The organism is [Collinsella] massiliensis, assembly GCF_002161605.1.
Lineage (GTDB): Bacteria > Actinomycetota > Coriobacteriia > Coriobacteriales > Coriobacteriaceae > Enorma.
In genome coordinates, this window is record NZ_NFIE01000006.1 from 62,945 (window position 1) to 86,962 (window position 24,018).

Annotated in this window: 21 protein-coding genes and 1 other RNA gene; 21 read left to right on the forward strand and 1 reads right to left on the reverse strand. The window is 69.3% G+C overall.

Annotation, left to right across the window (positions count from 1 at the left end; genetic code table 11):
• The first annotated feature begins 3 nt into the window (after positions 1–3).
• From rsmH to B5G02_RS03665, 19 genes are all read left to right on the forward strand, one after another.
• Positions 4–969 (forward strand): 16S rRNA (cytosine(1402)-N(4))-methyltransferase RsmH, encoded by a 966-nt coding sequence (rsmH, locus tag B5G02_RS03575; protein WP_071784304.1) that lies wholly within the window; start codon positions 4–6, stop codon positions 967–969.
• Positions 970–1,055: 86 nt separating this feature from the next.
• The gene (locus B5G02_RS03580; RefSeq protein WP_094335222.1) at positions 1,056–1,571 is read left to right on the forward strand and encodes a cell division protein FtsL; all 516 of its coding nucleotides are present in this window, start codon (positions 1,056–1,058) and stop codon (positions 1,569–1,571) included.
• Between the two features lie 17 nt (positions 1,572–1,588).
• A complete protein-coding gene (locus tag B5G02_RS03585) occupies positions 1,589–3,424 on the forward strand; it encodes a penicillin-binding protein 2 (protein WP_342631379.1) in 1,836 nt (611 codons plus the stop codon).
• A gap of 135 nt (positions 3,425–3,559) precedes the next feature.
• Positions 3,560–5,011 (forward strand): UDP-N-acetylmuramoyl-tripeptide--D-alanyl-D-alanine ligase, encoded by a 1,452-nt coding sequence (locus B5G02_RS03590; protein WP_094335223.1) that lies wholly within the window; start codon positions 3,560–3,562, stop codon positions 5,009–5,011.
• On the forward strand, positions 5,012–6,043 hold the full coding sequence (mraY, locus tag B5G02_RS03595; RefSeq protein ID WP_094335224.1) for a phospho-N-acetylmuramoyl-pentapeptide-transferase: 1,032 nt from the start codon (positions 5,012–5,014) through the stop codon (positions 6,041–6,043).
• 8 nt (positions 6,044–6,051) lie between these two features.
• Positions 6,052–7,464 (forward strand): UDP-N-acetylmuramoyl-L-alanine--D-glutamate ligase, encoded by a 1,413-nt coding sequence (gene murD / locus B5G02_RS03600; protein WP_094335225.1) that lies wholly within the window; start codon positions 6,052–6,054, stop codon positions 7,462–7,464.
• 5 nt (positions 7,465–7,469) lie between these two features.
• Positions 7,470–9,167 carry an FtsW/RodA/SpoVE family cell cycle protein gene (locus B5G02_RS03605; RefSeq protein ID WP_241146156.1) on the forward strand — a complete coding sequence of 566 codons (1,698 nt, stop codon included), beginning with the start codon at positions 7,470–7,472 and terminating at the stop codon, positions 9,165–9,167.
• On the forward strand, positions 9,157–10,284 hold the full coding sequence (murG, locus tag B5G02_RS03610; protein WP_094335226.1) for an undecaprenyldiphospho-muramoylpentapeptide beta-N-acetylglucosaminyltransferase: 1,128 nt from the start codon (positions 9,157–9,159) through the stop codon (positions 10,282–10,284). The genes B5G02_RS03605 and murG overlap by 11 nt, the downstream gene beginning before the upstream one ends.
• A gap of 150 nt (positions 10,285–10,434) precedes the next feature.
• On the forward strand, positions 10,435–11,841 hold the full coding sequence (gene murC / locus B5G02_RS03615; protein WP_094335227.1) for a UDP-N-acetylmuramate--L-alanine ligase: 1,407 nt from the start codon (positions 10,435–10,437) through the stop codon (positions 11,839–11,841).
• A gap of 6 nt (positions 11,842–11,847) precedes the next feature.
• Positions 11,848–12,768 carry a UDP-N-acetylmuramate dehydrogenase gene (gene murB, locus B5G02_RS03620; RefSeq protein WP_019238701.1) on the forward strand — a complete coding sequence of 307 codons (921 nt, stop codon included), beginning with the start codon at positions 11,848–11,850 and terminating at the stop codon, positions 12,766–12,768.
• Positions 12,716–14,212, forward strand: coding sequence for an FtsQ-type POTRA domain-containing protein (locus tag B5G02_RS03625; RefSeq protein ID WP_094335228.1), 1,497 nt, complete (start codon positions 12,716–12,718; stop codon positions 14,210–14,212). The genes murB and B5G02_RS03625 overlap by 53 nt, the downstream gene beginning before the upstream one ends.
• Positions 14,213–14,431: 219 nt before the next feature.
• The gene (ftsZ, locus tag B5G02_RS03630; RefSeq protein WP_019238699.1) at positions 14,432–15,550 is read left to right on the forward strand and encodes a cell division protein FtsZ; all 1,119 of its coding nucleotides are present in this window, start codon (positions 14,432–14,434) and stop codon (positions 15,548–15,550) included.
• A 234-nt stretch (positions 15,551–15,784) separates the two neighbouring features.
• Entirely contained in the window at positions 15,785–16,588 is an 804-nt protein-coding gene (locus B5G02_RS03635) for a polyphenol oxidase family protein (RefSeq protein WP_019238698.1), read from the forward strand.
• 203 nt (positions 16,589–16,791) lie between these two features.
• Entirely contained in the window at positions 16,792–17,529 is a 738-nt protein-coding gene (locus tag B5G02_RS03640; protein ID WP_019238697.1) for a YggS family pyridoxal phosphate-dependent enzyme, read from the forward strand.
• A 66-nt stretch (positions 17,530–17,595) separates the two neighbouring features.
• Entirely contained in the window at positions 17,596–18,330 is a 735-nt protein-coding gene (locus tag B5G02_RS03645; RefSeq protein WP_019238696.1) for a cell division protein SepF, read from the forward strand.
• 69 nt (positions 18,331–18,399) lie between these two features.
• The gene (locus B5G02_RS03650; RefSeq protein WP_019238695.1) at positions 18,400–18,693 is read left to right on the forward strand and encodes a YggT family protein; all 294 of its coding nucleotides are present in this window, start codon (positions 18,400–18,402) and stop codon (positions 18,691–18,693) included.
• Between the two features lie 52 nt (positions 18,694–18,745).
• The gene (locus B5G02_RS03655; RefSeq protein WP_019247059.1) at positions 18,746–19,432 is read left to right on the forward strand and encodes a DivIVA domain-containing protein; all 687 of its coding nucleotides are present in this window, start codon (positions 18,746–18,748) and stop codon (positions 19,430–19,432) included.
• Between the two features lie 215 nt (positions 19,433–19,647).
• Positions 19,648–20,715 carry a sporulation protein YpjB gene (locus B5G02_RS03660; protein ID WP_094335229.1) on the forward strand — a complete coding sequence of 356 codons (1,068 nt, stop codon included), beginning with the start codon at positions 19,648–19,650 and terminating at the stop codon, positions 20,713–20,715.
• 89 nt (positions 20,716–20,804) lie between these two features.
• On the forward strand, positions 20,805–21,485 hold the full coding sequence (locus tag B5G02_RS03665) for a PspA/IM30 family protein (protein WP_019238692.1): 681 nt from the start codon (positions 20,805–20,807) through the stop codon (positions 21,483–21,485).
• A 134-nt stretch (positions 21,486–21,619) separates the two neighbouring features.
• On the opposite strand, the gene B5G02_RS03670 is transcribed toward B5G02_RS03665, so the two are convergent.
• Positions 21,620–22,147 carry a nitroreductase family protein gene (locus B5G02_RS03670; RefSeq protein WP_019238691.1) on the reverse strand — a complete coding sequence of 176 codons (528 nt, stop codon included), beginning with the start codon at positions 22,145–22,147 and terminating at the stop codon, positions 21,620–21,622.
• Positions 22,148–22,346: 199 nt separating this feature from the next.
• On the opposite strand from B5G02_RS03670, the gene fucO reads away from it, so the two are divergent.
• Positions 22,347–23,507, forward strand: coding sequence for a lactaldehyde reductase (fucO, locus tag B5G02_RS03675; protein ID WP_019238690.1), 1,161 nt, complete (start codon positions 22,347–22,349; stop codon positions 23,505–23,507).
• Positions 23,508–23,644: 137 nt separating this feature from the next.
• Positions 23,645–24,018: RNase P RNA component class A (gene rnpB / locus B5G02_RS03680), an RNA gene on the forward strand.

The window sequence follows — 24,018 nt, forward strand, 5'->3', positions numbered from 1 at the left end:
GGGATGGGGACATTGACACCTGAATATCGGCATGAACCTGTAATGCTTTCCGAAGTGCTCGACGCGCTTCAGCTGAAGAGCGGCTCGGTCGTGTGCGATTGCACGCTCGGCGGCGCCGGCCATTCCGTGCGGATGGCCCGGGAGGTCGGCGAGGACGGTCTGCTCATCGGCATCGATCAGGATGACATGGCGCTCGAGGCGGCAGCCAGGCGGCTGGACGCGGAGGCGCCGGGCGTGCCGCGCAAGCTCTTGAAGGGGAACTTCGGCGACCTGGACGAGCTCCTGTGCCGGGCCGAGGTGCCCGGCGTGGACGGCATCCTGTTCGACCTGGGCGTCTCGAGCCCGCAACTCGATATCCCTGGAAGGGGCTTCTCGTACCACGAGGACGCCCCGCTTGATATGCGGATGGATCCGGGAACAAACACCTTAAACGCAGCTGAGGTCATCAACACCTATACCGAAGCCGACCTCGCCCGGATCCTGCGCGTCTATGGTGAGGAGAAGTTCGCCACGCAGATCGCGCGCGAGATCGTGCGTCGCCGCGCGGTGGAGCCCATCCGAACCACGGGCCAGCTCGTCGACGCGATCAAGGGCGGTATCCCGGCGGCCGCGCGCCGCCACGGGCACCACCCCGCGCGCAAGACGTTCCAGGCGATCCGCATCGAGGTCAACCACGAGCTCGACGCGCTCGAGCGCGGCCTCGACGCGGCGATCCGCTGGCTGAACCCGGGAGGGCGCATCTGCGTCATCTCGTACCACTCGCTCGAGGACCGCATCGTGAAGCGCTTGTTCCAGCAGCGGAGCCAGGGCTGCACGTGCCCGCCGGACCTTCCGGTGTGCGTGTGCGGCAACGTGCCGGTACTCAAGGTCATAACCCGCAAACCGCTGGTTGCCTCCGCCGATGAGGTGGCGCGCAACCCGCGTGCGAGATCTGCCAAGACGCGCGTGGCCGAACGTCTCGACGAATAGGCCAAGCGCTCTCGGTCCGTCCCGCAACGAAGCAGAAACGAAGTTCAAACGAACTACCAACACACTCGGGATGGGAGGCATGCGCGATGGCGTACTTTGATTCCAATGCGGCGTATGCCTATGACTATCAGGCTCAGGCGTACAGCGAGCCCGTACGCCGCGAACGGCCCGAGGAGCGTCCCGCCAAGCGGCCGCGCCTCGACGTGGTGCCCGGCGCGGGGCGCGAGGCCAACCAGGCGGTAAGCCCCGTCTTCACGCACGTCGTCAAGGTGTTCGCCGCGCTCGTGCTCCTCTTTGTGTCGATCGGTCTTGCCCGCGTCACCATCGCGGGGTACACTACCTCGATGCTCAACGCGAACGCGGAGCTTTCCTCCTCGCTCGAGGCGGCGCGCGACGAGAGCTCGAACCTCGAGGTCATGAACTCGGTGTACGGCGCCGACACGCGCATCCGCGACCTCGCGACCGGGGCGCTCGGCATGGTCGAGCCCGAGGACAGCATCACGCTCGACCTGAGCGACTCCGCAGATGCCGCCCAGGGCGAGGCGTCCGCCGCGAACGGCCAGGACGCCGCGCAGGGCAGCTCTGCCACTTCGAATCGATAACGACCGGGAGGCAACCTATGGCACGCGACCGGTACACCGGGGGACGCGGCCGGGACGGACGCCGTCCAAGCGGTGCTGGTTCCCGCCGGGGGACGGGCGGATACGACGGCGGTGCGCGCCGGGGCGTTCCCGGGCGCGGGGGTTCCGCGCGCCGTCGCGACGCCTCGCCCCATACTTTGCTCGATGACACCTCCGAGAGCGGCCTCGTCACGCGGCGCAACGTCGTGCTGGGCGCCATGGCGGGCGCGCTCGGCCTGAGCGCCCTCAAGCTCTTCGATTACCAGATCGCCAACGCCGATACGTACCGCCAGCGCGCCGATGAGCGCCGGCTCTCGAGCCAGACGCTCTTCGCGAAGCGCGGTACCATCTACGACCGCAACGGCAACGTGCTCACCTCGAGCGTCGAGTGCCAGAACGTCTACGTTAACCCGCAGCTCATCGAGGATGCCGACGAGGCGGTCGATGTTCTCGTGGAGGTGCTCGGGGTCGATGAGGCGTGGTGCCGCGAGCAGGTGACGTCCGACACCACCTTCGTCTACATCAAGCGCCAGGTCGACCAGGAAGATGCCGACCGCATCGCCGAGCGCGAGCTCGCGGGCATCGAGTTCGAGCAGGCCATGAAGCGCGTGTACCCCTACGGCAGCCTCGCGTCGCAGGTGCTCGGCGTGGTGAACGTCGACAACGTGGGGCTCTCGGGCCTTGAGGTCTACTACGACGAGGACCTCATGGGCACGAACGGCTCCATCGTGCGCGAGCGCGGCCTCGACGGCTCCTACATCGCCGGCGGCGCCTACGAGAAGGTCTCCGCCCAGGACGGCACGGACCTCGTGCTCACGCTCGACGTGAACATCCAGGCGGCGGCCGAGCAGGCCATCGCGGACGCCGTGGAGCGCGCGGGCGCGGAGGCGGGCTCGATGATCGCGCTCGATCCCAGGACGGGCGAGATCCTCGCCGCGTGCTCGTCGCCCACCTACGACCCCCTCGACCTCGCGAACACGAGTTCCGCCGACATGAACCTGCGCATCGTGACCGACGCCTACGAGCCGGGATCGGTGTTCAAGACCGTCGTGTCGAGCATGGGGATCGACCTTGGCCTCGTGACGCCCGACACCACGTTCTCGGTGCCGCCCAAGGTGCTCGCCGGCGACGACTGGGTGAGCGACGTCGATAACCGCGACTACGAGATGACCATGACGCTCCGCGAGATCCTGCGCCGTTCCTCGAACACGGGCATGGTGCTCGTGGGCAACGAGATTGGGGCGGACAATTTCGCCGACTACCTCGACCGCTACGGCTTCGGCACGTCGACGGGCGTCGACTTCCCCGGCGAGGCGCTCGGCATCGTGCGCCAGCGCGACGAGTACGATGGCTCGAGCGTGCCGTCCATGTCGTTCGGCCAGGGCATCTCGCTCTCTCCCGTGTCCGTGGCGCGCGCCGTGGGGGCCATCGCCAACGGCGGCGTGGCGTGCACGCCCCACTTCCTGAAGGCGCGCCACGGCGAGGAGGTCGATTGGAGCGACGGCGAGACCCGCATCATCGAGGAGGAGACCACCGAGGCCGTCACCTCGATGATGGTGACCGTCGTGGACGAGGGCACGGGTTCCGGCGGCGCCATCGACGGCTACGACGTCGCGGGCAAGACCGGTACCGCCGAGCGCGCCGATGCCTCGGGCGGCTACCAGGCCGGCAAGTACATGGCGTCGTTCATGGCGTTCGCGCCCGCGCAGGACCCGAAGGTGCTCGTGTACGCGACGCTCGACGACACGCCCTACCTGTCCTACATGGCGTCGCCTGCGGTGAAGGAGACGATGGAGCAGGCGTTGAAGATCCTGGGCGTGCCGCGCACCCGCTGACCCATGTAAAATTACCCCAGGGGTATTTTTACATGCTGCGCTCTGAACCTCTTGTGCGTTCGCGCGGGCGCAGGCGGGGGTAGCACGGGCCTACGGTACAATAGCCGGTTGAAGAAAGCCAACCGAGGGGAAGACATGGTAGAACTCCCGATTCACGAAATCCTTTCCGCGACCTCGGCCTCGCTTGTCTCGGGCGATGCCGAGCGCGTGTGCCGCGGGTGCGTCATCGACTCGCGCCTGGTGCGGGAGGGCTCGATCTTCGTGGCGTTCCCGGGCGAGCGCGTCGACGGCAACGACTTCGCGCGCGCCGCGATCGAGGCCGGCGCCGGGGCCGTCGCCCTCACGCGCGAGCCCGCCCCCGAGCTCGTCGCGCTCGCGGCCGAGCGCGGATGCGCCGTGCTCGCCATCGAGGACGGGGAGGAGTTCCTCCTCGCGCTCGCGCATGCCTGGCGCCGGCGTCTCGCCTGCACGGTCGTGGGCATAACGGGCTCGATCGGCAAGACCACGACGAAGGACATGGTCGCCGCGGTGCTCGGTACCACCTATCGCGTGCACGCGACGAGCGGCAACTACAACAACCTCATCGGCATGCCCCTCACGATCCTCTCCGCGCCGGCGGACACGCAGGTGCTCGTGCTCGAGATGGGCATGAACTCCCTTGGCGAGATCGAGCGGCTCTCGCGCTGCGCCGAGCCGAGCCTCGCCGTCATCACGAAGATCGGCACGTCGCACATCGGCATGCTCGGCAGCCGCGAGAACATCGCGCGCGCCAAGATGGAGATCGTCCTCGGCATGCGCTCCGCCCCGGAGGGCGCCCCCGCTCCCAAGACGGGCGCCGCGCCGGTGCTCGTGCTTCCCGCCGATGACGACTTCTTCCCGTTCATGTGCGAGCGCGCCCGCGCCGAGCGCGACGACATCTCGATCGTGCGCGCGGGCGCGTCCTCCGACTGCGCCTACCGCATGGGCGCCGTCGCGCTCGACGCCGATGGGCACCCCCACTTCACGGCGGGGCTTCCCAAGGGCGCCGCGCTCGAGGTCGCGCTCTCCACGACGGGCGCGCAGTCCGTCTCCAACGCCATCCTCGCGATCGCCGTGGGCGACCTTATGGGCGTGGGCGCGCAGGACATGGCTTCAGCGCTCTCCGAGCTCGCCATCACCGGCCGCCGCCAGGAGATCCGCCGCGCCCGGAGTGGCGCGCGCGTCATCGACGACTCGTACAACGCGAGTCCTGAGTCCATGGCCGCCGCCCTCGACCTGCTCGAGCTGCTTCCCGCCACGGGCAGCCGCATCGCCGTCCTGGGCGAGATCGGCGAGCTCGGCGACGAGGCGCCGCGCCTCCACGCCCTCGTGGGCGCCTACGCCGCGGCCAAGAAGCCCGACTACCTCGTGTGCGTGGGCGCGGACGGCGCACGCGATATGGCCGCCGCCGCCCGCCTCATGGGCCTTTCGGACGACGCCGTCCTCGAGCTCCCCGACGTGGACGCCGCCATCGAGCGCCTCGCCGGGGCGTTCCGCGCGGACGACGTGGTGCTCGTCAAGGGTTCGCGCTTCGTCGGTCTCGACCGGCTCGTCGAGGAGGTCTGCTAGATGTTCGGCAATCCGCTCTACCCCACCTACCAGGCGTTCATCGCCCTCGGCATCGCGGCGGGCATCGTGCTCGTCCTCATGCCGCTGTGGATTCGCATCCTCAAGTTCGAGGGCATCGGCCAGCAGGTGCGCGCCGACGGTCCCGAGCGGCACCTCGTGAAGCAGGGCACGCCTACCATGGGCGGCGTCGTCATCCTGCTCTCCGTCGCCATCACCAGCCTGCTCATGGGCAAGCTCACCACGGAGCTCGTGCTCGTGCTGCTCGTGACGCTCGCGACGGGGGTGCTCGGCCTCATTGACGACGCTACCTCGGTGACGCACGGCCGCTCGCTCGGCCTCACGCCGCACGCGAAGATGATCGGCCTCACGCTCATCTGCGTCTCGTTCTGCCTGCTCGCGGTCAACTGGTGCGGCGTGGAGCCCCTCGTCCGCTTCCCGGGCGGCTTCACCATCGACCTGGGCGTCCTCACCACCACGGTCGACCTCGCGGGGGAGCCGTTCCGCATCCCCTGGCTCTACCTGGTGTTCACGTGGCTCCTCATCGTGGGCCTCTCGAACGCCGTGAACCTCACGGACGGCCTCGACGGCCTCGCCGGCGGCACCTCCATGATCGCCCTGCTCGTCATGGCGGCGATCTCGTTTCTGTGCAGCGACTCCAACCTCACGGTCTTCTGCACCTCGTGCGCCGGCGCCTGCCTGGGCTTTCTGTGGTTCAACTGCTATCCCGCAAGCATCTTCATGGGCGACACCGGCTCGCTCGCCCTGGGCGCCGCGCTCGCGGCCGTCGCGGTCATGACGAACACCGAGGTCATCTCGCTCATCGTGGGCGGCCTCTTCATCATCGAGGCGCTCTCGGTCATGATCCAGGTCGTGAGCTTCAAGGCCACGGGCAAGCGCGTGTTCCTCATGGCGCCCATCCATCATCACTTCGAGAAGAAGGGCTGGGCGGAGACGAAGGTCGTCATCCGCTTCTGGATCGTCGCCGCCGCGTTCGGCGCCATCGGCCTCGCCCTCTTCTTCCAGGTAGGGTAGGGGTTTAGATGCGTGGGAACGACGGGATGCTTCCCGAGGAATTCGACCTGCTCGTGCTCGGCCTGGGCAAGACGGGCCTCGCCGTGGCGGAGTGGGCCGCCGACCACATGGGCGGCCGCGTGCGCAGCGCGTGCCTCTACGGCGGGGCGAAGGCCGCGCCCAGCGACCGGACGCGCGCCCTCGAGGAGCGCGGCGTGCGCTGCGTGCTCGGGACGGAGGAGGTCGAGGGCGCCTTCGACGTGTGCGTGGCGAGCCCCGGCATCTCCGAGTTCAGCGACTTCTTCGCGAGCGCCCGCGCGCATGCGTCCGAGATCATGGGCGAGCCCGAGTTCGCCTACCGGCTCTCGCCGGATCGCTGGATCGCGGTGACGGGCACGAACGGCAAGACCACGACGACCTCGCTCGTCGACCATATCCTCAACGCATCCGGCATGCCCTCGCACGCGGTGGGCAACATCGGCTCCGTGCCGACCGCCGCCGTGGACGCGCGCGAGCCGGGATCCTGGTTTTCGGCTGAGCTCTCGAGCTACCAGCTCGCGTGCTCGAGCCTGCTGCATCCCCGCGTCTCCGTGCTGCTGAACATCACGCCCGACCACCTCGCCTGGCACCGCTCGCTCGAGGCCTACGCCGCGGCCAAGCGCCGCATCTTCGCGCGCCAGGAGCCGGGCGACCTCGTCATCGTCTGCGTCGAGGACGCGGGCTCCGCCGCGGCGCTTGATGAGGCGCGCGCGACGGGCGCGGCGGTCTGCGAGCTCTCCCATGAGGATACCTTCGCCGACTGCGCCGCCTTCGTGGAAGACGGCGTGCTCACCTGCCGCCTGCGCGGCGCCGAGATGGAGCTCGTGCGCACCGACGAGCTCTGCATCGCGGGCGCCCATAACGAGCTCAACGCCCTCGCCGCCGCGGCGGCCGCGCTCTGGGTGGGCGCGCCCCTCTCCGCGGTGCGGCGCGCGCTCACCACGTTCCAGCCGCTCGAGCACCGCATCGAGCCGGTCGCGGTGGTCGACGGCGTGCGCTACGTGAACGATTCGAAGGCCACGAACACCGACGCCGTCGAGAAGGCGCTCACGGCGTTCCCGAGCGAGCCGGTGGTGCTGCTGCTGGGCGGCAGCGACAAGGGCACGCCGCTCGAGGCGTTCGCCGAGCGCGTCGCGGCATCGACCGTGCGCACCGTCATCTGCTTCGGCGACGCCCGCGCGCGCCTCCTCGCCGCGCTCGAGGGGCCTGCGGGCGCATCCGGCGTCGAGCTCATGGAAGCCGCCGACCTCGCGGCCGCCGTGAGCACCGCGCACGGGTGCGCGCGCCCGGGCGACGTCGTGCTGCTCTCGCCCGCCTGCGCCTCGTTCGATGAGTTCTCGGGCTTCGAGGAGCGGGGCCGCCGGTTCAAGGAACTCGTGGCGGACCTCGCCGCGCGCGGGTGATCCCCATGGCGAAGTCCACGATGCGAGCGGCCGCCGAGGAGCGGCATGATGCCGGCTCGGCCGGGGAGGCGGGTTCCCGCACGGGGCGCGCCGCCCGCGGCCGCACGCGCCGCGCGCCGGGGGAGCACTCCGCCCTGGGCGAGAAGCTCATCGGCACGGTGCCCGCCCGCATCATGCGCCCGCGCATCATCTTCATCGCCTGCCTCGCCGCGCTCGTCGCCTTCGGCCTGCTCATGGTCTACTCCTCCTCGAGCGTCGAGGCGCTCAGCGAGTACGGCAGCTCCACGTACTTCCTCACCGCGCAGCTGAAGAACCTCCTCGTCGCCCTCGCCGCGGCGGCGGTTGCCCTCGCCGTGAGCATGTCGGTCACGCGCTCGGCGCTCATGTGGGGTGCCTGGGCGTTCTTCACGGCTCTCCTCGCGGCCGTCCTGGTCGTGGGCGAGGAGAGCGGCGGCGCCACGCGCTGGATCGTCATCGCGGGCTTCCAGTTCCAGCCCTCCGAGCTCGAGAAGCCGGTCGTCATCCTCACCGCGGCGATGATCATGAACGAGTTCTACGGCGAGCACGCCATCGACGGCCAGGGCTTCATCGTGCGCATGGCCATCGCCCTCGGCGTGCCGATACTTCTGCTCATCCTCGAGCCGGACTTCGGCACCTGCATCATCATCGTGGGCACGGTGTTCCTCATGTGCGTGCTCGCGGGCATCTCGGGCAGGCTCGTCGGCAGCGCGCTGCTCATCATTGCGGTCGTGGGCATCGCCGCCATCGTCGCGGAGCCGTACCGCATCGCGCGCTTCATGACCATGCTCGACCCCTGGCAGGACGCCTACGGCGACGGCTACCAGGCCACGCTCGCCATCATGGCCTTCGCTTCGGGCGGCCTTTTCGGCCGCGGCATCGGCAACTCCACGATGAAGTACAACTACCTGCCCGAGGCGCACAACGACTACATCCTCGCCATCATCGGCGAGGAGGTGGGCTTCGTGGGCACGCTCATCTTCTTCGCCGTCGTGGCGGGGCTCGTCTACTCCGGGTTCAAGATTGCCGAGCAGGCGCCCACGACGCAGGGGAAGATGATCGCCTACGGCTGCTCGACCATGATCTGCCTGCAGTACCTCATCAACATCATGGGCATCGTGGGCGTCACGCCCATGACGGGCAAGCCCCTGCCCTTCATCTCCTACGGCGGCTCGGCGCTCATCGGTGCGTTCATCCTGGCGGCGCTCGTTATGCGCGTCTCGCTCGAGAGCAACCCGAAGACTGTCTACGACGCGCGGCGCGCCGGCATGCGCGTGGTCGCCGAGGACGGGGAGGCGGCGGCCGACGGCTTTGCCGCGAGCCCGGTCCCGCGCGGGATCGAGGGGAGCACGGCCGGCGTACCGCACCCGCGCTCCGCGCGCCGGCACGAGGGCTTCACCGTCGTGGACGGCATGGGGGTCGTGACCCCGGACGACCGTTCCGCGCGCCGGGGCGATGCGGACGCACGCCCGCGCCGCGCCACGCGCCCGCCGCGCAGCGCGCAGACCCGCCTACCAGGACAGACCGGCGAGCTCGACCGGCGCGGTTCCTACGAGCGCGTGCGCCTGGGTTCGGACCCGGCGGATCGCCTGCGCTCGCGGGGCGTGCAGACGCGGTATGATGGAGCGGGCGGCACCCGGTCGGGAGGCCGCGGACGCGGAAGGGGAGAGGACCATGGCCGCTAAGTTGAAGGTCGCCATCGCCGCCGGAGGCACGGCGGGGCACGTGAACCCCGCGCTCGCGCTCGCCGAGGAGCTGCGCTCGCGCGGCCATGACGTGCGGTTCTACGGCGAATCGCGGCGGCTCGAGGGCAAGCTCGTCCCCGCGGCGGGCTTCCCGTTCACACCCATCCACGTGACGGGCTTCGACCGCGAGCGCCCCTGGACGGTCATCTCCGCGCTCGCGAACCTCGCCCGCACCGAGGGCCGGCTCGTCCGCGATTTCAAGCGCGACGCCGCGCTGCGCCCCGACGTCGCCGTCGGTTTCGGCGCCTACATCGAGTTGCCGCTCGTCCGCGCGGCGGCGAAGCTCGGCATCCCGTATGCCCTCCACGAGCAGAACTCCGTCCCCGGCCTCGCCAACAAGCAAGCGGCCAAGGGCGCCGCGCTCATCGGCATCGCCCAGCCCGCGGTGCGCGCGGTGTTCGAGCAGCGCGGTGCGTCCCCCGCGGCAATCGAGCTCGTGGGCAATCCCGTGCGCGCCTCGGTGCTCGCCGGCGACCGCGCGCGCGGCCGCGCCGAGCTCGGCGTGCCGGAGGGAGCGACGCTCCTCGTGGTGTTCGGCGGCTCGCTCGGCGCCCACCACCTGAACGAACGCATGGTCGCGCTCAAGGACGAGCTGCTCTCGATGGAGGGCGTGCACGTGCTGCACTCCACGGGCGCGGACGACTTCGAGGCCACGGAGCGCGCGCTCGCGCTGGACGAGGCCGAGGCGCAGCGCTACCACGTGCGTCCCTACATCGACGACATGGGCGACGTCCTCGCCGCAGCGGACCTCGTGCTCTCCCGCGCGGGCGCCTCCTCCATCGCCGAGATCGCGGCCCTCGCCGTCCCGGCGGTGCTCGTGCCCTACCCGCACGCCACGGCCGACCACCAGACGACGAACGCGCGCTACCTCGTGGACGCGGGCGCGGCCGAGATGTGCGCCGACGCCGCCATCGACGAGCCGGCCTTCGCCGACATGCTCCTCGGCCTGCTGCGCGACCCGCAGCGCCGTGCCGAGATGCGCGCGCATGCCGAGGGGCTCGGCCAGGCGCGGGCGGCCGAGCGCTTCGCCGACGCCGTGGAGCGCATCGCCCGCTGACCCCCGGCGACACAACGCAGGCAACCTGGCGCGCAGCATGACGCGCCGCGGCGCGCATAGCGATACTGTGCGCGCCTTTCTCCGCTCTGTGATTTGACGTACAATCTTCTCCTTGAACATCGGAACGAAGCTGAAGGAGAAGCATCCTCCATGGCAGATTCTCAGACACCCGCGCGCCTGAACCGCATCCACTTCATCGGCATCGGGGGCGCCGGGATGAGCGGCATCGCCCTCGTGCTGCATGAGCGCGGAAGCGCGGTGAGCGGCTCAGACCTCAAGACCTCGCGCTACATCCGCCAGCTCATCCGCGCGGGCGTGGATATCCACATCGGGCACGACGCGGCGACGATCGACGCCGTCCAGCCCGACGTCGTGGTGGTCTCGACGGCCATCCCGGAGACGAACCCGGAGCTCGCGCGCGCCCGTGAGCTCGGCATCCCCGTCTGGCCGCGCGCGAAGATGCTCTCCGAGCTCGGCCGCGGCTACACCACCGTCGCCGTCGCGGGCACGCACGGCAAGACGACCACCTCCTCCATGGTGGCCACGATGCTCGACCGCATGGGGCTCGACCCGAGCTTCCTCATCGGCGGCATCGTCGAGGGCTACGACACGAACGGCCGCAACGGCTCGGGCGCGTACTTCGTCGCCGAGGCGGACGAGTCCGACCGCTCCTTCCTCTACCTCGACCCCGACATCGCCGTCGTCACGAACGTCGAGGCCGACCACCTCGACCACTACGATTCGCTCGATGACATCCGCGAGACGTTCGCGAAGTTCATGGGGCTCGTGGGCGAGGCCGGCACGGTCGTCGTGTGCGGTGACGACCAGAGCCTTGCCGAGCTCGCGCGCAGCACGGGCCGGAAGGTCGTGACCTACGGCCTCACGGAGGGCGTGGACGCGCGCTGCGTGCCCCTGCCCGCCCAGGGCATCGAGGGGCGCTGCCGCGTCATGCTGCCCGACGGCAGCGAGCATGAGGTCTCGATCAAGAGCAACCCCGGCACGCACAACCTCTTGAACGCCACGGCCGCGCTCGTGGTCGCCTGGACGCTCGGCCTCGATGCCGCCGCGGCCGCCACGGCGCTTTCCGGGTTCGCGGGCGTCCGCCGGCGCTTCACGCACGTGGGCGACGTGGCGGGCATCACGGTCGTCGACGATTACGGCCACCATCCCACCGAGGTCAAGGCGACCCTTGAGGCCGCGAGCACGCTCGGCTTCAAACACGTCGACGTCGTCTTCCAGCCGCACCGCTACTCGCGCCTCCAGGCGCTCGCCGACGATTTCGCCGACGCCTTCGAGCGCGCCGACCGGCTCGTGCTCATCGACGTGTTCTCGGCCGGCGAGATGCCCATCCCGGGCGTGACGAGCAAGATGCTCGCCGACACGGTGCGCGCGCACCATCCCGGCAAGGATGTCCGCTACGTGGCCGACCGCATGCAGCTGCCCGAGGTGCTCTCGCACATCGCGGAGGAGGGCGACCTGCTCATCACCATGGGCGCCGGCGACGTCACCACCGTGGGGCCGGAGTTCGTGGCCTATATGGAAGATAAGGACGCGTGAGGCGGCGTGGGCCTCTTCAACGTGGTCATGGCGCTCTCCGGGGCGCTCGATACGGACGTCACCGAGCACGAGAAGCTCGCGCGGCACACAAGCTACCGCATCGGCGGCCCGGCGGCGCTCTTCATTACCTGCCATAGCTACCACGCCCTGCGCCATGCCGTCGAGGAGCTCGAGCGCGAGCGGGTGCCCTGGGTGGTGCTCGGCCGCGGATCGAACGTGCTCGTCTCAGACGAGGGGTACGCGGGCGCCGTCGTCACGCTCGGCCGGGAGTTCTCGCGCACGGTGATCGCCGAGGACGGCTGCACCGTGACGGTTGGCGCGGGCACCGTGCTCGCGCGCCTGGTGAACGAGGCCTACGCGAAGGGGCTCTCCGGCCTCGAGTTCGCCGTGGGCATCCCCGGCACCGTGGGCGGCGCGGTCTCGATGGACGCCGGGACGCGCGATGAGTGGATCGGCTCGCTTATCGAGGACGTCATCACCTACAAGCCGGGCGAGGGGCTCAAGCACTACCGCGGGAACGAGGTCGCGTGGGGCTACCGCGAGAGCAGCCTGCCCCGCGACGAGATCATCCTCGAGGCGACGCTCTCCCTGCGTCCGGCGGCCAAGACGGACATCCGCGACCGCATGGAGCGCTTCCTGTCGCGCCGGCGCCGCACGCAGCCCCAGGGCGTGGCGTCGTGCGGGTCGGTCTTCCGCAACCCGCCCGACGGCAGCGTGGGGAAGATGATCGAGGACTGTGGATTGAAGGGTTTTTCCGTGGGCGGCGCCTGCGTGTCCGACGTTCACGCTAACGTTATCGTGAACACGGGCGCCGCGAGCGCGGCGGATGTCATGGCGGTCATCCGCGAGGTGTATGGGAAGGTGCGTGAGAAGTATGGCGTTGAGCTCCAACCGGAAGTCAAATTCCTCGGCTTCTCGCGCCGCTAAGCCCACGTACCGCCGCGCGAAGGCCGCGGGAGGCAAGAAGGCGTCCGTCGGGCGCGCCCCGTCGGCGGCCAGGAAGGCGTCTTCCGCAAAGAGGCCCGCTGCCAAGAAGCCGGCCGCGGCCAAGAAGCCCGTCACAACCAAGAAACCGGCCGCGGGCGCGAAGCGCGCCCTCGCCTCCGCCCCGGGCGGGAAGACGCTCAAGGGCCCAGCCAAGCAGGCCGCGAAGCCCGCTGGCCTGAAGGCGAAGCGTCAGGGCGCTCCGGCGAAGCCTGCCCTGAAACCCACCAAGCGCATCACCGCCGCGGAGCAGGGGGGCGCCGCGCCCTCCTCGAAGGGGTCTGCGCGCACGCCTGCCTCGACCGCGCGCGCGGGCATCCTCGGCCTGCCCATCGCCCGCATCGGCATCATCGCCGTGGCCGCGCTCGTCGCGGCCGTCGTCATATGGGTCGTCGTCGCGAACTCCCCGATCTTCGCCGCGAGCGACGTGGTGGTGAACGGCAGCGAGCATGTGTCGCAGGAGATGGTCGAGCGCCTGGTCGACGTGCCGGACGGGACGACGCTCCTCAACGTGGACACCGCCGCGATTGAGGAATCGCTCATGCAGAATCCCTGGGTCGCCGGCGTCACGATCGAGCGGACGTTCCCACATACCCTCACCATCACGCCCGTCGAGCGCAAGGTCGCGGCCATCGCCTACATCACATCGGGCGACGTCGCCTGGGCGATCGGCACGGACGAGACCTGGATCGCGCCCATCTCGCTGTCGGTGACGGTCGATGCCGACGGGAACATCGTGTCCACGACAGGGGAGACCCAAGAGGAGGCCGATGCCGAGGCGTCCGGCTCCACGGAGGAGGGCACGGCGGGCGGCAGCGCGGACGCTCAGGATGGCGCCGCGGATACCCAGGCTGATGGCGCCTCCGATGATGCCGCGGCAGCGGATGGCACCTCGAGCGATGGGGATGCGGCTGCCGGGGATGCCGCCGCCGACGCGGCAGCTGGGGACGCCGCTTCCGATACCGGGGGCGCCGCCGCGACGGATGCCGATACCGCCCAAGACGGCGCCGCGAGCGACGGCAACGTGCTCACGGGCGCGCAGGCCGCGCTCGCGATCGCCCGCCGCGACAAGGCGGTCCTGTTCATCGACATACCCGCGGACGTCTCGCCCGCATCGGGTGCGGAGATCACCTCCGACGTCGTCCTCGCCGGCCTCAAGTACGCCGACGGCTTCTCAGAAGACTTCCTCGACCAGATCGAGGATCTCTCGCTCGAATCGGTCGAGGCCATCTCGGCGAACCTCACCTCCGGCATCGAGGTCTCCCTGGGGTCGCCCGAGAACATCGCCCTCAAGGAGCGCGTCGTCACCGAGCTCATCGAGCAGGTCGAGGGCATCACGTACATCAACGTGCGCGACCCGCAGAGCCCTACGTACCGCAGCGTCTAGGCGCGGCGGCGAAACGGTGTTCCGCGGCGTGCGAACGGGATGGAGCGAACGGTTGACCTCCTCGATGACCTGCGCATATCCCGCGGCCTCCACATTTCATCTGCGCAAAAGTTGACTAAACCCCCGTTTTTGTGTAAAGATATGCCGATTTACCTCGACGTTTAACGTGTACTTGAACGTTAGAGTTCCCACAAGGCAGTCCGAGTTCGGAGGACCGACATGCACGAGAGCGAGATCAGCAATTACCTTGCCGTCATCAAGGTGGTAGGCGTCGGCGGCGGCGGAACCAACGCGGTCAACCGCATGATCGAGGAAGGCATCCGCGGCGTCGAGTTCGTCGCCATCAACACCGACGCGCAGGCGCTCGCCATCTCGGACGCCGACATCAAGGTGCACATCGGCACCGACCTCACGCGCGGCCTTGGTGCCGGCGCGAATCCGGAGATCGGCCGCAAGGCCGCCGATGAGAGCCGCGACGACATCCAGGAGGCGCTCGCCGGCGCCGACATGGTCTTCATCACCGCGGGCGAGGGCGGCGGCACGGGCACCGGCGCCGCGCCGATCGTCGCCGACATCGCCATGAACGAGATCGGCGCCCTCACCGTCGCCGTCGTGACGAAGCCCTTCACCTTCGAGGGTCGCAAGCGCAAGGCCAGCGCCGAGGAGGGCATCAAGACCCTCTCCGAGTGCGTCGACACCATGATCGTCATCCCGAACGACAAGTTGCTCGACATCGCCGAGAAGAAGACCACCATGCTCGAGGCCTTCGCGACGGCCGATGGTGTGCTCTCGCAGGGCACCCAGGGCATCACCGACCTCATCACCGTGCCGGGCATCATCAACCTCGACTTCGCCGACGTGAAGACCATCATGAAGCAGGCCGGTACCGCCATGATGGGCATCGGCACCGCGTCCGGTGACAACCGCGCCGTGGACGCCGCGCAGCAGGCCATCTCGAGCCGCCTGCTCGAGAGCTCCATCGACGGCGCCACCCGCGTGCTCCTCTCCATCGCCGGCTCCAAGGACCTGGGCATCCAGGAGATCAACGACGCCGCCGACCTCGTGGCGAACGCCGTCGACCCCGAGGCGAACATCATCTTCGGTACCGTCGTGGACGAGTCGCTCGGCGACCAGGTGCGCATCACCGTCATCGCCACCGGCTTCTCCGACGCGAACGTGAACCGCCAGGACCGCCTGTTCAACGCGCCGGCGCAGAAGAGCGAGCCCGAGCCCGCGCACAGCACCTCCTCGACGCGCCGCATCGGCGACACCGAGGTGCCGAACTTCGGCAACGACCAGTTCGAGCTGCCCGACTTCCTGAAGCGCGGGAACTTCTAGGTCGCGCGCCCTCGCACGTAGAGCGACATCATGCGCCCCGGATTCCTCCGGGGCGCTTTTTCGTTCCGGGCGCAGGCGGCCGGGCATGTGCGGTGTTTATCCCATCTCGGGCACCGGCCGCGCCTCCCGGGCGGAGCGGGGTACCATGCAGGGGTGCGCCCCCGTACCCGATGCGTGCCGAGTCGTGCGGCCGGGGCTTCGGGGGCGAGAGGCGACGATGGACGAGGAGGCGGCATGGACGGGCTCGAGCGTATGGAGCGCGGTGGCGTGACGATGGTGGGCGGGCGCGCAGGGGCGGTGGCCTTCGGGTTCACCGAGCGCACGGGTGGCGTGTCCGAGCCCCCGTTCGCGTCGCTCAACCTGGGCGGCCATGTGGGCGACGACGCCTCGGCCGTCGCAGAGAACCGCCTCCGAGTGCTCGCCGCCCTCGGTGCGGGGCGCGCCGCCCCAAGCCTCCTCATGCCCAACCAGGTGCACGGCGACCATGTCGCGATCGTCCGCAGCTCGAGCGCTGCGGAGCTCGAGCGCGTGCGCGCCGAGATTTCCCGGGGCGCGGACGGCATCGTCTGCACCGCGCCCGACGTACCCGTCATGCTCTGCTTTGCCGACTGCGTGCCCGTCGTGCTCGTGGCGCCCGGCGGCTTCGCGGTCGTCCACTCGGGGTGGAAGGGCACGTACGCCCGCATCGCCGGCAAGGCCGCCCGGATGCTCGCGCACGAGGCGGGCGCATCCGTGCGGGACGTGCGCGCCTACATCGGCCCCCATATCCTGGGCGACGAATACGAGGTCTCCCCGGAGCTCATCAGCCATTTCGAGGAGCGGTTCCACGATGTGCACCCGGCGGGCCCGCGCCTGCTCGATCTGTCGCGCTGCATCGTGCAGGCGCTCACGGAGGAGGGGGTTCCCGCGGCCTCGATCGTGGACACCGGGCTTTCCACGATGCGGCTCAACGACCGCTTCTACTCCTATCGCGCGGAGGGCGGCACCTGCGGCCGACACGCCGCCGTGGCCGTGCTCTTCGACCGGGCTGCGGGCTGATCCGCCTCGGGCGGGTACTTGCGGCGACGCGCGTGAGGCGCCCGCGCGAATGGTGCGCATCGCATGACGGGGCGCGTGCGCGCGGCCTGGCCGGCTGCTCCTGCGCTACTATTGAGCTGCATGCGCGCCGGCATCGGGCGGCGCGGCCACGCTGCCGCGCACCGCGCCCGCCGGCTCGCCGACATATCTGGGAGGGTGCGAAGATGGACGAATACCTTGCTGCTATCCGCGGTCGCCGCGACGAGATCATGGCGCGCGTCGACGCGGCGCTCGAGCGCGCCGGGCGCGCCCCGGGCAGCGTCCAGGTCATGGCGGTCTCCAAGACGGTCGATGTGCCCCAGGTGCTCGCCGCCATCGAGGCGGGGTACCGGCTCTTCGGCGAGAACCGGCCTCAGGAGCTCGTGCGCAAGCTCGCCGCGCTCGGCGAGGTGGAGGGGCTGCCGGATGTCCGCTTCGATATGATCGGCAACCTGCAGACGAACAAGATCAACGCCGTGCTCGGGCGGGCCGCCCGCATCCATTCCGTGAGCTCGCTCCACCTCGCCGAGGCCATCTCGTCCCGCGCGGAGCGCCGCCTCGCCGCAGGCGAGCTCGCGAGCGCCCAGCCCGTGCTCATCGAGGTGAACATCTCGGGCGAGGCGTCCAAGTCCGGCTTCACGGCCGACGAGCTGCGCGCCGCCTTCCCGCGCTTGAGCGAACTTCATGGAATCAGGCTCCAGGGGCTTATGACCATGGCGCCCCGGGGGGATAAGAGCATCGCCCGTGCCACGTTCCGGGGGCTGCGCGAGTTGCGCGACGAGCTTGCCGCCGCCTACCCGGCATGTGACCTCTCGGAGCTCTCGTGCGGCATGAGCGAGGACTTCGAGGCGGCCATCTTGGAAGGTTCGACGCTCGTGCGCCTGGGCAGGGTAGTTTTCAACCCCGCCTTTGAGCTAGAATAGGCGAAAACGAGCAACTCATCCTGCGAACAGGCACGAATCGCAACATGCAGAGAGAGGTTGGGACACGTGGGCTTCCTAGACGACATCAAGAGCAAGCTTCCCTTCGGGCAGAACCAGGGTTCGTACGGCCATGACGCCTATGCCGGGGAAGACGGATACGACGACTACTACGGCGACGACTACCAAGACGAGTTCCAGGCCGTGGATGGCGGCGGGTACCAGGGCTACGACACCGGCCGCGCGCAGCGCGACGAGCAGCCCTCGAACGGCCTGCTCGGCCAGACGCACCGCGGCGAGGCCGAGTCTGTCGCGGTGTACACGAGGTCCGGCCAGCTCGTGGGCGACGCGGACCGCCATGCGACGACATACAACCCGCCCGCGCGCGGGCAGGAGTCCTACCGTCCCGGCGCCTACGACACGCCGTCGAGCTATGCGGCCACGCGCCGCGAGCGCGATGCGGCCGTCGCCGCGGCTCCCGCCGCCTCCTCGGTGGACGAGCGCGCGAGCTCCATCATGAACGCGACCGCCCAGCTCCCGGCGTACGTGCTGCGCCCGGAGAGCTATGACGACGTCGAGACCGTCGTGCGCCGCGTGCGCACGAAGCAGCCGGTCGCCCTCGTGTTCGTGGGCGTCCGCACCGAGATCGCCAAGCGCGTGCTCGACTTCAGCTACGGGTTCGCCTGCGGGCTCGGCGCCTCGGTCAAGGAGGTCGGCGACCGCGTCTTCATGGTGCTTCCCGCCGGCTGCGAGGTCAAGGACTCGGACGTGGCGAAGCTCCGCTCGGCGGGCTACCTCAAGTAGCGTACCGAACCGGTTCATAACGATAGGCCATCTCGGGCGCCCTCCTCGCGCCCGAAGACGACGCAAGGGGTGTTTCCCATTCCTACGCTCACGCTCAACGCGTACTCCATCGCGCAGCTCATCTCGACGCTCGTGAACTTCTATGAGATGCTCATCCTCATCTACATCCTCCTCTCGTGGTTCCCCATCCGCGAGGGGAGCCTGGTGTACGACATCGGCATGGTGCTCCAGTCGCTCTGCGAGCCGTTCCTGGGCTTCTTCCGGCGCTTCATCCCGCCCGTGGGCGGCCTCGATTTCTCGCCCGTAATTGCGGTGATTGCGTTGAATCTCGTATCCCAGCTGGTAATAGGTATAATCATGTAGAACGTGCCGGGTATGGCACAGCGCCTGCTTTGAAGGTTAAGGAGTAGTCCATATGCCCATCACACCTGAAGAGATCCAGAAGCAGCTGTTTTCCGAGGCTCGCCGCGGCTATGACCCCGGCGAGGTCGATGCGTTCCTCGAGCGCCTCGCCTCCGAGGTCGACGCCATGCTGCAGAAGATCTACGACCTCAAGAACCGCCTGACCGCGACCGAGGCTCAGCTCGCCGACGCGCAGGCCCAGCTCGAGCTCGCCGCCGCGAACCCCGCGCCCGCCGCTCCCGAGCCGGTCGCGCAGCCCGCTCCCGGCGTCTCGGCGTCCGAGCGCCAGATCTCCGCGGCGCTCATCGCCGCGCAGCAGACCGCCGACGCCATCGTGGCCGAGGCGCAGCAGAACGCCGACCACATCTGCAGCGAGGCCGACGCCAAGGCGCGCGAGGTCATCCGCCAGGCGCTCCAGGAGAAGCAGGAGGAGCTCAAGGAGATCGACCGCCTCAAGGCGTCCCGCGAGGACTTCAAGGCCGAGTACCTCAAGCTCCTGCAGCACTTCATGGACGACGCGCAGAACTCCTTCCCGCCCGAGCTCATGGCCGCCGCGACGCCCGTCGGCTCCGCGGCGAGCGCGCCCCTGTCGGCTCCCGCCGCGACGCCCGTCGCCGCGCCCGCTCCCGCCCCGGAGCCCGCGCCGGTCGCCGACCCCTTCGCGCCGCTCGATAACTTCGGCGTGGACGACCTGGACTAGGGCCTGCCCCGACAATTCGATTCACCTGAAGAGCCCCGACCCCCGTCGGGGCTTTTTGAGTCATTGGGGACGGGTTCATTTGACTCATTGAGTCATTGGGGACGGGTTCGATTGACTCATGCCTGCCAGGGCTCGGCGCCGGGCATCTTGTCCGGGCGCTCTGGCATAATACAGGGCAGTGATAGCGCGCTCGCGCTCAGGTTGGAAGGAGCACCATGGGCAGGTCTGGCGGCGGAAGGTCCGGCGGCGGGAGCCGTGGCGGCGGGTTCTCGGGCGGCGGTCGCTCGTTCGGCGGGTTCTCCGGAGGCGGGGGACACGGGAGGAGCGCCGGCGGCCCGGGCGGCTTCGGCGGCGGCTTCGGCGGGTTCCGCCCGCCCCGCCCGCACGTGCACGTCGGCGGCGGGAGCTTCTGGCCGTTCATGGCCGGCTACGGCCTCGGGCGCGGCTCCGGATCGGGGCGCGGAACCGGCGGATCCGGCGGTAACGGCTCGGGTGGCGGCTGTGGGTGCGGCTCGGTCATCGCCCTCATCGCGGTCATACTGCTGCTCACGACGCTCTTCGGCATCCTGGGCAGCGGTGTCACCTCGTGCAGCTCGAGCCTGTTCAGCACGGACATCGCCGCATCGACCGTCGCGCGCGAGCCGCTTCCCGCCGGCGCCGCGCAGACCACCTCGACCCACTACCGCGACGAGGACGGCGGCTGGATCTATGACGCGTCCGCGCTCGAGCGCGGCATGCGCGCGTTCTACGACGAGACGGGCGTCGAGCCGTTCGTCTACATCCTCCCCAACGGCAGCGTGACCTCGCCCACCGAGCTGGGGAACATGGCCAACGAGCTCTATGACGAGCTCTTCGACGACGAGGCGCACTTCCTCCTCGTGTTCTGCGACGACGGCCAGGGCTCGTTCAACTGCGGCTATGCCGTGGGCAGCCAGGCCAAGACCGTCATGGACGACGAGGCGGTCGGCATCCTCGCCGATTACCTCGACCGCTACTACGCGGACATGTCGCTCTCGGAAGAGGAGATCTTCGCACGCGCCTTCGAGGACACGGGCGAGCGCATCATGTCCAAGACGACCTCGCCCGTGGTGTACGTCGCCATCTGCGCCGCGGTGGTCATCGTCGCCGCGCTCGCGTACACGGGCGTGAAGAAGTACCGCGCGTCCAAGGAGCGCGAGGCGAAGCGCATGCAGGACGTGCTGAACACGCCGCTCGAGAGCTTCGGAGACTCCGATCTGGAAGATTTGGAGAAGAAGTATTCCGACACGTCCGGCGACGACTGAGCGCGCCGCGCGAAGCGGGTACAAGGGGAGAGACGGTGTAGGGGCACCACGCGGCCGGGCGCACCGGCGTGAGTTCGAAGGAGTGCAACATGGGAATGCTCGATCGCTTCGCCGACATCATCAAGGCGAACATCAACGACCTGCTGGATAAGGCGGAGGATCCCGCGAAGATGGTCGACCAGTACTTGCGCGACCTCACCGAGTCGCTCGCCGAGGTCAAGAGGGAGACCGCCGGCGTGATGGCCGAGGAGACGCGCACGCGCCGCCTGGTCGAGGAGAACGAGGCCGAGGTCGCGAAGTACGACGAGCTCGCGCGCCGGGCGCTCAAGGCGGGCAACGAGGACGATGCCCGCACGTTCCTCGCCAAGAAGCAGCAGCTCGTCGCCAAGGGCGAGAGCCTGGCGCAGGCGGCGGAGGCGGCGCACGGCAACGCGTCCAAGATGCGCGAGATGCATGACAAGCTCGTCTCCGACATCGAGACGCTCAAGGGTCGCCGCGAGGCCATCAAGGCGAAGGTCGCCGTCGCCAAGACGCAGGACAAGGTCAACGCCGTGAGCTCCGCGGGCGATGGAGCCGCTGCGGCCATGAGCGCGTTCGACCGCATGGAGGCGCGCGCCAACGAGATGCTCGACCGCTCGAACGCCATGAGCGAGCTCAACGCCAAGCCGGCCGATTCCGCCGCCGAGTTGGAGCGCAAGTACACCGAGGCGGGTTCCACCGCCGCGGTGGACGACGAGCTCGCCCGCCTCAAGCAGGAGATGGGGCTGTAGCGGGCGCTCGACGCGCGCACCCGGCGCAGCGGGACCGATAGGACGGAACGGGCCGCCTTGCATCGCGTTCGGTGCGAGGCGGCCCGCTGCTATCGGGTGCGATGCGACCAGTGCGCCCGGGCGCACCGTCCTCTCTAGAGGAGGAAGTCCTCGCGGGCGATGCAGCGCGCGGCGCGCTTCTCGGGCGCGGCGATTTCCTCGGCGGGATAGCCAAGCGTGAGCCTGGAGACGGGGAGGACGCCCGCGGGCAGGCCGAACTCCCGGCGCGCGACGTCCGGGTCGAACATGCACACCCAGCAGGTGCCCAGGCCGAGCTCCGTGGCCTGCATCATCATCTGGTCCACGACGATCGAGCTGTCGATGAGCGCGGAGCTCATGCCGTCCGGCTTGCGCACCCAGGCCTCTTCCTCGACGGCGCAGGCGATGAGCACCATGGGCGCGCCGAAGACGCTGCCTTCGCGCTCGAAGCGCACAGCCGCGCGGGCCGCCTTCTCACGCAGCTCGGGCGTGTCGCACACGATGAGCCGGGTGGGATGGTTGTTGTGCGCGGAGGGCGCGATGCGCCCCGCCTCGACGATGGCGTCGAGCACCTCGGGCTCGACGGGGCGGTCCTGGTAGGCGCGGCACGAGAAGCGCGCGCGGGTGAGCTCGCTGAACGACATGGCTGCTTCCTCTCGACGATGGAACGGGTATCACCGGGCATTGTACCCGACGGCCGCGGTCCCGCCGCCCCCGGACTCATTTCCGAACCGTCGCCGCGCAGGGGCGAATCCGGTGCTACCATGGCTCTGTCGGGCGCTGCTGCACGGCTGCACCTGTCCCTATCGTCGTCTGGCCGTAAGGCCAAAGGAAGGAGCCACCATGGCTCAGCGTTTCATGCTCAATGAGACCTCGTATCACGGTTCCGGCGCCATCGCAGAGATCCCGAACGAGATCAAGGCGCGCGGGTTCAAGAAGGTGTTCGTCGCCTCCGACCCCGACCTCGTGAAGTTCGGCATCACGACCAAGGTGACCGACCTGCTCGACGAGGCGGGCATCGCCTACGAGCTCTATTCGGACATCAAGCCGAACCCCACGATCGAGAACGTCAAGCACGGCGTCGAGGCCTACCGCGCGTGCGGTGCCGACTGCATCGTGGCCGTCGGCGGTGGCTCCTCGATGGACACCTCGAAGGCCATCGGCATCATCATCACGAACCCCGAGTTCGAGGACGTGCGCTCGCTCGAGGGCACCGCGCCCACGAAGAACCCCTGCGCGCCCATCATCGCCGTCCCCACCACGGCCGGCACCGCCGCTGAGGTGACGATCAACTACGTCATCACCGACACCGAGCGCATGCGCAAGTTCGTGTGCGTCGACCCGCACGACATGCCCGTCGTCGCCGTCGTCGACCCCGACATGATGGCCACCATGCCCGCGGGCCTCACCGCCGCGACGGGCATGGACGCGCTCACCCACGCCATCGAGGGCTACACCACGAAGGGTGCCTGGGAGATGTCCGACATGTTCCACCTGAAGGCCATCGAGCTCATCTCGAAGAACCTGCGCGACGCGGTGGCCGAGGCGAAGAGCGGCAAGGCCGGCAGCGGCCGCGAGGCCATGGCCCTTGGCCAGTACATCGCCGGCATGGGCTTCTCGAACGTCGGCCTGGGCATCGACCACGCCATGGCGCACACGCTCTCGGCCCACTACGACACCCCGCACGGCGTCGCCTGCGCCATGCTCCTGCCCATCGCCATGGAGTTCAACAAGCCCGTCGTGGCTGACCGCCTGGCCGACGTGGCCGTCGCCATGGGCGTGGACACCACGGGCATGACCACGGACGAGGCCGCCGACGCCGCCATCGCCGCGGTGCGCCAGCTCTCCGAGGACGTCGAGATCCCGAAGGTCTGCGAGGCCATCAAGGCCGACGAGCTCGACCGCATCGCCGACGACGCGCTCGCGGACGCCTGCTATCCGGGCAACCCGCGCGAGGCCGACCACGATACCGTCGTGGAGCTCTTCAAGAAGATCATGGCGTAAACCCTGCACGCCATGCGCCGGGGTCGGCGAGTGCGACCCCATCGGGCGGCCTGCCATGCGGCGGGTCGCCCGTTTTCGTGATGGGCGTTTGACGCCGCCCGCCGGATACGCGTGCCGCGTGCTACAATACCCCCTGCGAAGCGGGCCAGGCGGTCGCGCGCGGGATCGGGCTCGCCCGGTGCCCGCGTGAGGAAAGTCCGGGCTCCACAGGGCAGGATGCTGGCTAACGGCCAGGCGGGGCGACCCGACGGAAAGTGCCGCAGAAAAGAAGACTCCCACCTGCGTGCAGACTCGGCGCGCAAAGGGAAAAGATGAAACGGTGGTGTAAGAGACCACCAGCGTCGCGGCGACGCGGCGGCTTGGTAAACCCCATCCGGAGCAAGCGCGAATAGGGGCGCGATAGGCCGGCCCGGCCTGCGCCCGGGTGGCGTGCGAAGAGCGGCGCGGCAACGCGTCCGCCAAGATAAATGACCGTCCCCGACAGAACCCGGCTTATCGGCCCGCTTCGCCC

Excerpts from the sequence above, each read along its gene's own strand:
- B5G02_RS03665 (WP_019238692.1), top strand. The coding sequence starts at position 20,805 with ATGGGAATGCTCGATCGCTTCGCCGACATCATCAAGGCGAACATCAAC.
- B5G02_RS03585 (WP_342631379.1), top strand. The coding sequence starts at position 1,589 with ATGGCACGCGACCGGTACACCGGGGGACGCGGCCGGGACGGACGCCGT.
- rsmH (WP_071784304.1), top strand. The coding sequence starts at position 4 with ATGGGGACATTGACACCTGAATATCGGCATGAACCTGTAATGCTTTCC.
- B5G02_RS03640 (WP_019238697.1), top strand. The coding sequence starts at position 16,792 with ATGGACGAATACCTTGCTGCTATCCGCGGTCGCCGCGACGAGATCATG.
- B5G02_RS03625 (WP_094335228.1), top strand. The coding sequence starts at position 12,716 with ATGGCGTTGAGCTCCAACCGGAAGTCAAATTCCTCGGCTTCTCGCGCC.
- fucO (WP_019238690.1), top strand. The coding sequence starts at position 22,347 with ATGGCTCAGCGTTTCATGCTCAATGAGACCTCGTATCACGGTTCCGGC.
- B5G02_RS03660 (WP_094335229.1), top strand. The coding sequence starts at position 19,648 with ATGGGCAGGTCTGGCGGCGGAAGGTCCGGCGGCGGGAGCCGTGGCGGC.
- ftsZ (WP_019238699.1), top strand. The coding sequence starts at position 14,432 with ATGCACGAGAGCGAGATCAGCAATTACCTTGCCGTCATCAAGGTGGTA.
- murC (WP_094335227.1), top strand. The coding sequence starts at position 10,435 with ATGGCAGATTCTCAGACACCCGCGCGCCTGAACCGCATCCACTTCATC.
- B5G02_RS03635 (WP_019238698.1), top strand. The coding sequence starts at position 15,785 with ATGGACGGGCTCGAGCGTATGGAGCGCGGTGGCGTGACGATGGTGGGC.
- B5G02_RS03655 (WP_019247059.1), top strand. The coding sequence starts at position 18,746 with ATGCCCATCACACCTGAAGAGATCCAGAAGCAGCTGTTTTCCGAGGCT.
- B5G02_RS03580 (WP_094335222.1), top strand. The coding sequence starts at position 1,056 with ATGGCGTACTTTGATTCCAATGCGGCGTATGCCTATGACTATCAGGCT.
- B5G02_RS03590 (WP_094335223.1), top strand. The coding sequence starts at position 3,560 with ATGGTAGAACTCCCGATTCACGAAATCCTTTCCGCGACCTCGGCCTCG.
- B5G02_RS03670 (WP_019238691.1), bottom strand. The coding sequence starts at position 22,147 with ATGTCGTTCAGCGAGCTCACCCGCGCGCGCTTCTCGTGCCGCGCCTAC.
- B5G02_RS03605 (WP_241146156.1), top strand. The coding sequence starts at position 7,470 with ATGGCGAAGTCCACGATGCGAGCGGCCGCCGAGGAGCGGCATGATGCC.
- mraY (WP_094335224.1), top strand. The coding sequence starts at position 5,012 with ATGTTCGGCAATCCGCTCTACCCCACCTACCAGGCGTTCATCGCCCTC.
- murG (WP_094335226.1), top strand. The coding sequence starts at position 9,157 with ATGGCCGCTAAGTTGAAGGTCGCCATCGCCGCCGGAGGCACGGCGGGG.
- murD (WP_094335225.1), top strand. The coding sequence starts at position 6,052 with ATGCGTGGGAACGACGGGATGCTTCCCGAGGAATTCGACCTGCTCGTG.